This is a genomic window from Kamptonema sp. PCC 6506 (genome assembly GCF_000180455.1).
In the GTDB taxonomy this organism is placed as follows: Bacteria; Cyanobacteriota; Cyanobacteriia; order Cyanobacteriales; family Microcoleaceae; genus Kamptonema; species Kamptonema formosum.
Map to the genome: position 1 here is coordinate 1 of NZ_CACA01000002.1, position 9,277 is coordinate 9,277.

The 9,277-nt window shown below is 46.3% G+C and carries 5 protein-coding genes; all 5 read left to right on the top strand.

Translation table 11 applies throughout. The features are described from left to right. A partial coding sequence (locus OSCI_RS00300) for a beta strand repeat-containing protein (RefSeq protein WP_052638513.1) occupies positions 1-4,875 on the top strand: 4,875 nt, incomplete at its 5' end. A 681-nt stretch (positions 4,876-5,556) separates the two neighbouring features. Further along, the gene (locus OSCI_RS00305) at positions 5,557-6,735 is read left to right on the top strand and encodes a M20 family metallopeptidase (RefSeq protein ID WP_007352830.1); all 1,179 of its coding nucleotides are present in this window, start codon (positions 5,557-5,559) and stop codon (positions 6,733-6,735) included. A 325-nt stretch (positions 6,736-7,060) separates the two neighbouring features. Then, on the top strand, positions 7,061-7,315 hold the full coding sequence (locus tag OSCI_RS00310; protein WP_007352831.1) for a hypothetical protein: 255 nt from the start codon (positions 7,061-7,063) through the stop codon (positions 7,313-7,315). 338 nt (positions 7,316-7,653) lie between these two features. Further along, entirely contained in the window at positions 7,654-7,785 is a 132-nt protein-coding gene (locus tag OSCI_RS31805; RefSeq protein WP_267879553.1) for a hypothetical protein, read from the top strand. 540 nt (positions 7,786-8,325) lie between these two features. Next, positions 8,326-9,270, top strand: coding sequence for an Hpt domain-containing protein (locus OSCI_RS00315; RefSeq protein ID WP_007352835.1), 945 nt, complete (start codon positions 8,326-8,328; stop codon positions 9,268-9,270). Positions 9,271-9,277: the final 7 nt, after the last annotated feature.

A 9,277-nucleotide genomic window follows, 5' to 3' on the forward strand; every position in this document is an offset into this window, starting at 1 on the left:
TTAGGAACTACAACTAGCCCCATATTAAGCGATCCTTTAGGAACTACAACTAGCCCCATATTAAGCGATCCTTTAGGGACTACAACTAGCCCCATATCAGATAACAATTCGACTGGGACTTCCACAAGTTTCACCCCAATTTTCACCACAACCGCTATCGATGATAGTTCTACTGGAGTTACCCTTGACTCCCTGTATGATGAAACAACTTATCTGGAACAAAATCCAGACATCAAAGAGGCCATTAAAGAAGGTAAATTCAAAAATGGTAAGGATCACTTCGACAAATTTGGTAAAAAAGAGCAGCGCGAATTTAGCTTCATTTTTAGCGCCAAATACTATCTTGCTGCTAACAAAGATGTAGATGAAGCTTACCAAAAAGGAGATGTCAAAGATCCTGTAGAACACTTCCTTAAGTTTGGTCAATACGAAGTCCAACGCGAGACTAGCATCTTCTTCAGCAGTAGCTATTATCAAGAGAAGAACATCAGCGTCCAAGACGCTATAGGAAAAGGGGAAGTGAAAAGTGTTGGCGAACACTTTATCAAGTTTGGGATCAAACAAGAACTTAGCTTCTCTGCAATATTCGAGAGCGAATTTTACCTCAAGAAATATCCCGGAGTCAAAGAAGCGATTGACAAAGGCGAAATTAAGAGCGCCGCAGAGCACTTCTTAAAATACGGGATGGAAGAAGGAAGAATTTGCACTTCCTTATTCGACAAAAACTATTACAAAGCTAAATATCCCGACGTTGACGACAAGATCAAAAAAGGTAAATTCAAAAGTGCCTTTCAACAATGGCTTAAAGAAGGATATTTTGAGGGTTTTAGCCCCAACGCCCTGATCGATCTTAGCTATTACGAACAAGAAAATCCCGGTGCAGACAAAGACATCAAAAGCGGCAAATTTATCAATCTCCTCGACCAATTCCTCAAAAAAGGATTAAAGGAAGGATTTAGCGCCAATGCCATCTTTGATATCGAATTCTACGGAGAAAAGCATTCAGAAGCAAAGGATGCTGTCAAGTCAGGGAAATATAGCAGTCTGTTTGAATATTTCCTCAAAGAAGGTCTCCAAAAAGGTGATATCAGCACTTCCTTATTCGATGAAGAATTTTACAAGGAACAACATCCAGAAGCACTGGAAGCTGTTAAATCCGGTAAATACAAAACCATCTTTGAATACTTCCTCCAAGAAGGAATGGTCAAAGGTGATAACCCCAATGCTCTCTTTGATACCGAATTTTATTTAGACAGCGATTCCGAAGCAGCTACCGCTATCCGTTCGGGCAAATACAAAAATGCCCTTGAATACTTCCTCAAAGTGGGGATGGCAAAAGGCGACACAACTAGCCCCCTATTTGACGCTGATTTTTATCTAGAAACTAACGCAGAAGCATCCGCCGCCGTCAAGTCAGGGAAATATAAGAGTGCCTTTGAATACTTCTTGAAAGTAGGATTTGGCAAAGGAGACATCCCCACAGCCCTTTTCGATGGCGACTTTTACAGTCAGCAAAATATTGATGTAGACATCGATATCAAAGGCGGGAAGTTCAAGAATAAATTTGAACACTTCCTCAAAAAAGGGATTAAAGAAGGATTAAACTTCAATCCTCTGATCGATGTCAATTTTTATATCCAGCAAAATGCCGAAGTAGACATCGACATTAAAGCCGGTAAATTCAAGAACAAAATTGAACACCTGCTCAAAAAAGGTCTGAAAGAAGACTTGAAGATCAGCGTTTGGTTTGATAAAGACTTCTACATTAAGCAAGGTAGCGAACTAGGCGATCGCATCGGCAAAGGTAAATTCAAGAGCGCCTTCTACGACTTTATCAGCAAAGGCATCTTTGAAGACAAAAGCCCCATTTCCTTTTTTGATGTCGCCTACTATCGGCAGAACTTCAAAGTTGAAGGCAAGAGTAGCTTCCTCTTCTTCCTCAAAACTGGGGCGGCACGCGGCGACATCCCCACCACCAACATCAATAGCTTTATCCAGTTTATCCAGCAAAATCAGTTAACTGTCATCATCAACCTCCCCGGAAATATCCCAGGAAATGACAACCCTGAAACACCACAACAAGGTGATATTACTTGGACGGGTACAAACGGGCCTGACAGAAAACAAGGATTTGCTGGCAATGATAACTTCGACGGCCGAGGTGGCAACGACTTCCTATTCAGCGGGCCAGGCAATGATTTCCTCCAAGGCGGCGAAGGTAACGACTTCCTTGACGGCGAACAGGGTAACGACACTCTCGTTGGCGGCCCCGACAACGATACACTATGGGGCGGTCAAGGAAATGATTCCCTCTTAGGTGGTGCTGGCAACGACTTCCTGTTAGGCGAACAGGGCGAAGATACCCTCAAAGGCGAAGCTGGCAACGACACGCTCCTGGGCGCTCAAGGAACTGATTTGCTCGAAGGTGGAGAAGGTAACGACTCCCTCAGTGGCGGAGAAGGTGCCGATGTCTTTGTCTTCGGCACAAATGTTGGCAGCGATATCATCTCAGATTTCGTCAGCTCTAGCGATAAGCTGCAAATCACTTCCTCTGGAACTGTGAGCGTATCGTTCACCGGTTCTTCTGCTGTGCTGAACTTAAACAATAACGGCACTATCACGCTTTTGGGTGTCACATCTCTGGGAGCAAACGATATCCAAATCCTGGGCGGTGGTTCTGTGATTGGTCTGACAAGCAGCACACCAAATCTGACCACTGTGACTGGTTACGGAGATTACAGCACCTTCACAGGCCCAATATTCTTCGATGGCTCCACCGGCACAGGCGGTTCAGTGACAGGTACAGCTTTTGCTGACATCTTCTCTGGTGGTTCCGGTGCAGATATCTTTAATGGCGGTTCCGGTGCAGACTTGTTCTACGGCGGTTCTGGCGCTGATATCTTCAGCGGCGGTGCTGGCAATGACACCTTCAATGGTGGTGCTGGCGATGACACCTTCACAGGTGGCGATGGTGCTGATGTCTTTGTCTTCGGCACAACTGTGGGCTTAAACGAAGGCAACGATATCATCTCAGATTTCGTTAGCTCTACTGATAAGCTGCAAATCACTTCCTCTGGAACTGTGAGCGTATCGTTCACTGGTTCTTCTGCTGTGCTGAACTTGAACAATAACGGCACTCTCACGCTGTTAGGTGTCACCTCTCTGGGAGCAAGCGATATCGAAATCCTTGGTGGTGGTTCTGTAATTGGTCTAACGAGTGCAACTCAGACAACATTGGCAGCTTATGGAGATTACAGCACCTTCACAGGGCCGATATTCTTCGATGGTTCTACTGGTACTGGCGGTTCAGTTACAGGTACAGCTTTTGCTGACATCTTCTCTGGCGGTTCCGGCGCAGACAATTTCTCTGGCGGTTCCGGCGCAGACTTGTTCTACGGTGGTGCTGGCGCTGATACCTTCAGCGGCGGTGCTGGCGATGACACCTTCAGTGGTGGTGCTGGCAATGACTCTTTGAGTGGTGGCGATGGTGCTGATGTCTTTGTCTTCGGCACAACTGTGGGCTTAAACGAAGGCAGCGATACTATCTCTGGTTTTGCGACTGGTACTGATAAGCTGCAAATCACTTCCTCTGGAACGGTAAGCGTATCCTTCAGCGGTGGCGATGCTGTGTTGAACTTGAACAATAACGGCACTGTCACGCTCTTGGGTGTCACCTCTCTGGGAACAAGCGATATCCAAATCCTCGGCGGTGGTTCTCTGATTGGCCTGACGAGCACCACAGCAACTCAGACAACTTTGACTGCTTATGGAGATTACAGCACCTTTACAGGGCCGATATTCTTTGATGGCTCTAGTACTACTGGTGGCTCAGTCACGGGTACAGCTTTTGCTGACATCTTCAAAGGTGGTTCGGGCGCAGACAATTTCTCTGGCGGTTCCGGTGCAGACTTGTTCTACGGTGGTGCTGGCGCTGACACCTTCAGCGGCGGGTTAGGCGACGATACCTTCACTGGTGGTGAAGGCAATGACTCTTTGAGTGGTGGCGACGGTGCCGATGTCTTTGTCTTCGGCACAACTGTGGGCTTAAACGAAGGCAGCGATACTATCTCCGGTTTTGCGACTGGTACTGATAAGCTGCAAATCACTTCCTCTGGAACGGTAAGCGTATCCTTCAGCGGTGGCGATGCTGTGTTGAACTTGAACAATAACGGCACTGTCACGCTCTTGGGTGTCACTTCTCTGGGAACAAGCGATATCCAAATCTTGGGCGGTGGTTCTCTCAGCACTACAACCGCAGCTAACACGACTCCTATCACCTTCAATGCTTCTGCTCCTGGCGTTTACGACTTCAGCGGCAGTACCGTAGCTGTGAACTTTGTCGGTAGCTCTGGCATCAATAATGTGACGGCTACTGCTTACGCTGATACGCTCTACGGCTTTGAGGGTGATGACATCTTCAACGGCGGTTCTGGTGCGGACATTATCAGCGGTGGTTCTGGTGCTGACTTGCTGACTGGCGGCGCAGGCAATGATGTCTTTGTTTACAGCTCTACCAGTGAGGGTGGCGATACGATTACCGACTTCGTGACAGGTGATGTATTGCGCTTCAGCTCTGCAAACTTCGGCGGCTTCACTTCTATTATCTACCAGGCTGCTGCTAATACTAGCGTTAGCGTTGTGGATGTTAATTTTGTGGACTTCAGCGGAGTTGCCTCTATCACTTCTCTGGCGCAGGCGATCGATCAGTTCGCTGTTCAGTCAGGTGCTTCTGGGCCTGCTTTCATCCTGTATAACAGCGGTGCAGGTAGCGCATTGGCCTTTGATTCTAATGGCACTACTGCTGGCGGCGGCTTCAATATCACCAACTTCAGTGGTGTAGTGACTCTGGCGGCAAATAACTTTACTTTGTTGTAAAGTTCGGCAGCTAAATACTAAATCCGGGTTTGATATTCCCTCGATTGTTTGGCGATTGAAATCGCTACTACACACACAAAGTCCGCCTACGCGGACTAAAGAAGAAAGGGGTATTTAACCTGGATTTGGTATAAAAAGTTGAGCGGGTAATGCTTGTCTGACTTAAAGTTGGCAAAGGTGCGATCGATCTTATTGGGCGATCGCACCTTTGTTTTTTAGGTAAGGGAAAAGAGGGGCTAGGGGCTAGGGACTAGGGAAGAAGAAGAGGGGCTAGGAGCTAGGGACTAGGGGCTAGGGAAGAAGGGAAGAAGGGAAGAAAGGAATAGAATTAATGGTTTTCTGAATTCAGAATGTCTTAAATGCCTTAGCGATCGCGCTATACGTAAAATCATTGGTAACGCCGCCAACAGGCGCGGTAAAGTCACTGCCAAGATTCGGGCATTACGTGAGAAGTGCATAAATCGTATTTAAAAAAAGATTTAAGTTAACCTAGCTATAGCAACCTTCTTGGCAGTTAGGACACTCCCTCATTACTAAAACCCGCTTATTCCATTCCCTTCTTCCCTAGTCTCTAGCCCCTCTATTCTCCTTCTTCCCTAACCCTGAGCATCGTAGTCTCTAGCCCCTCTTTTCCCCTTCTTCCCTAGCCCCTAGCCCCTAGCCCCTAGCCCCTCTTCTAGTATGCTCCCCCGGATCAAAGATTTAGCTTCTACTCTCACACCTCGCTTGATTGAAATTCGCCGTCACATCCATTCACACCCGGAACTCAGCGGTTGTGAATACCAAACCTCTGCCTATGTAGCAGGTGTTTTGTCTTCCTGCGGCCTTCATGTCCAAGAATCGATTGGTAAAACTGGTGTAATTGGGGAACTCAAAGGCGCAAAGGAGACCGGCGAGTGGCTGGGGATTCGCACGGATATGGATGCTTTGCCGATTCAAGAGCGAACTGATTTAGATTTCACCTCTCGTAAATCGGGAGTGATGCACGCTTGTGGTCATGATGTCCATACCACTGTCGGTTTAGGTACAGCAATGGTACTGTCTCAGTTAGCAGAATCGCTCAAAGGTCACGTCCGCTTCTTATTTCAGCCAGCAGAGGAGATTGCTCAAGGTGCTAGCTGGATGATTAAAGATGGTGCAATGCAGGATGTGAAGGCAATTCTGGGGTTGCACGTTTTCCCTAGTATTCCCGCAGGTTCAGTGGGAATTAGACATGGGGCTTTGACGGCGGCGGCGGATGATTTAGAATTGACGATTGTGGGAGAATCTGGTCATGGGGCGCGGCCGCACGAAGCGATCGATGCGATTTGGATTGCTTCGCAGGTGATTACTACTTTGCAACAGGCGATCGCGCGGACACAAAATCCTTTAAGGCCAGTCGTGTTGACAATTGGACAAATTAGTGGTGGGAGAGCTCCAAATGTGATTGCCGATCGCGTCAAATTGCTCGGAACCGTGCGATCGCTTCACCCTGAAACCCACGAATCTCTGCCCGCTTGGATTGAACAAATCGTGTCGAATATTTGCCGCGCTTACGGTGCTAATTACGAGCTTAGTTACAAGCGAGGCGTGCCCGGAGTCCAAAATGACCCCGCCCTCACCCAATTAGTAGAAGGTTGCGCCTTGGAAGCTTGGGGGCGATCGCGCGTGCAAATTTTACCAGAACCATCTCTCGGTGCGGAAGATTTTTCTATGTACCTCGCATCCGCCCCCGGTATGATGTTTCGTCTGGGAGTCGGACACAAAGACAAACCCAATTACCCCCTACATCACCCCCAATTTGATGTCGATGAATCCGCCATTTTTACCGGCGTTGTCACCTTAGCTTATGCCGCTTACAAATACTGGCAACAGGCTTAAATAAGGAAGAAGGAAGAAGGAAGAAGGAAGAAGGAAGAAGGAAGAAGGAAGAAGGAAGAAACAAAAAGAGCTATGATGGCAACAATTAAAAACCTCATTCTTTGATGCTTGATTAAAAATTAGTTAAGTAAATCTACAGAATTAAACGTAAAAAATGACTAAAAAGTTACCATTTTATGTCCTTTACCTTCTCTCCTAGACAAGTAAATTCTTCTTCCTTCTTTCTTCTTCCTTCTTCCCTCTTCCTTCTAGTTACCTCCGAAGATAGATGAGTTATTATCAACCTCGTTAGTATATTAGGAAAAATCAATTACATTTTTCTGATATGGCTTCATCCCAACCGCTGAAAGGCATTGAATTAATCGATTGTGCAAAAGCTAACGCCAAACAGGGAATTGAAACAGCCGCGCATTTGTGTGGCTACGGTTCCGAACTCAACATCTTTGGCCGCGAACTCAAACTTGCTTGCCAGAACATCGGTGTAGAGATTAAGGAATTAAGCGATTTAATCACAGATCAGCAAACAATCAAAGAAGGTCAAGGCATTGAAGTAGCTCCAGATACTCCCTCAGAACTCTAAAGTAAATTATTTTGCCGCCACCGCATTCAGGGGTTGTAATTCAGTTACTAGCTGACTCAGACTTAAATAGGAAATGGGAGTTGACAATTTTGGAATTTTCAGCAGTCTAGGAATATTTTCTAGCAATATTTTTGCTAGGAGCTAGGGAAAAAATTGAAGAGAAATAAAATAGAATAAAAGTAAGTTCGATGAATTTTTATTTTCAAAGGTGAGGCTGCCGACTTCAAAAACACTCTAGAAATTCAGGACTTACGCACCCAACTACAGAAACCGGATTTTTTGACGAAAATATTTCGTTGTTACCCACAGATGCTCTCAAAAACCAGGTTTCTGGAGCCATGAGCGTAAGTCCTAAAATTGACAGTATTACCTGGGAGTTAACTTCTGACATTGCCGCCTCTTCCGAGAGCGGTGTACAATTTAGCGAGGCTATACAAATTCTTGACACTCTTAGCGAGTCAAGCGACTGAGATTATTAAGAAATTGCGTTCTTAATATCCCTATTGCTAGGGTTCCTGGGCGCAATCCTGTTGCCAAAAAATGGTGGGCTGCTATCCTTGTCTTTCACCAAACTCAGAGAAGCATTTAGGGATTTATTCAATCCCAGGTTTCGCGGAGTCCCAGCGTACCTTTAACGTGATAGGCATTAAATCCCAGGCTTGCGCCTGTGTATCCATCTCACTATTTTAGTTTAGTAGCTTTTGACTATTTGGCGCTGCTAAGAATGATAATCTTCTTTCCTCAATGCTCGAAGCAACTGGATAGGTTAAGAGCGATCGAGCTAAGGTTAAATTTAATACTAATGCAGGCACTGGCACTACATCATCGATCTTGGTCTCAACCGCCCAAGTACACGGAGAAGCCTTAGAGACTTTTTTTAGTAGTGGGAGTGTGCAGGCTCTAAAGGATAAAATAAAGTGTCAAGATGAGCGGATACCGACCAAGCATCAGTCGCGTTTCCAGCCACAGGGTGCTTTCTTGAGGGTGCACAGATTGTTAGGAGGACTCTCGTGTCAGACCAGCAAGACCGAATTTTGGGTTTATTCATACAGGAGGCAAAAGAACACCTCTATACCTTGGAACAGGGTCTCTTGGATTTGCCAGCTACTATGGAAGACCCCGAAAATATTACAGAGATGTTTCGAGCCGCCCATTCGGTCAAAGGAGGCGCGGCTATGCTTAACCTTGACAGTATTAAGACAACTGCTCACCGCCTAGAGGATTGTTTCAAGATTCTCAGAGACGAGCCCGCTACGAAGGTAGACCAAACGTCAGTATCCCTATTTCTCAAGGGGGTTGATACTCTTAAGGAATTGTTTGAGCGTCTGCAAGGGCCTTTTGGGTTGAGGAATGAAGAGGCTAGTGGCATTGTGCAGAAGGTGATGCCAGTTTTTGCTCAACTGGAAAACCATCTTAATGCTTTGGCGAGTGGGAAGGTACCTGCGCCAACTGCGAATTTTGCAGCTCAGGTGATGGCTGTACTCAAAGTGATGTTGCAGCTATTTAAACAGCCAGACTCACCTGCTTCTCGCAAGCAGTTGGTGGCGGGTTGTGCTCGCCTTGAACCTTTGGGAGGAGGGATCGAGACTTGGCAAAGTTTGGTTAAGACTGCAAAGTCTGCGATCGCAAATCCCAAGAACTCTTACAAAATTCTTGCTCCTATAATTATTAAGGAACTTAAGGACGCAGGGGATCTGGTACAAGCTGGTAAAGCGAAAGCGATCGCGCCTTCTAAAAATTTGCAACAATTGGCGGTATTGCAGTCAAAAGCCCCTGCTGGTAAAACTTCGGTATCACCACAGGCCGAGGTCGCATCCCCAACATCAGCTTCTAAGCAGATTACTATCCCCGCAGAACCGAAGGCGGTAGTTAAGGTTCTGCTCCAAACCTTTAATAAAAAGCAACTCTCGGAAATTGCTAAGTTACTGGTTCAAGCTATCAAATCCTCTCCGTGATGAGGAG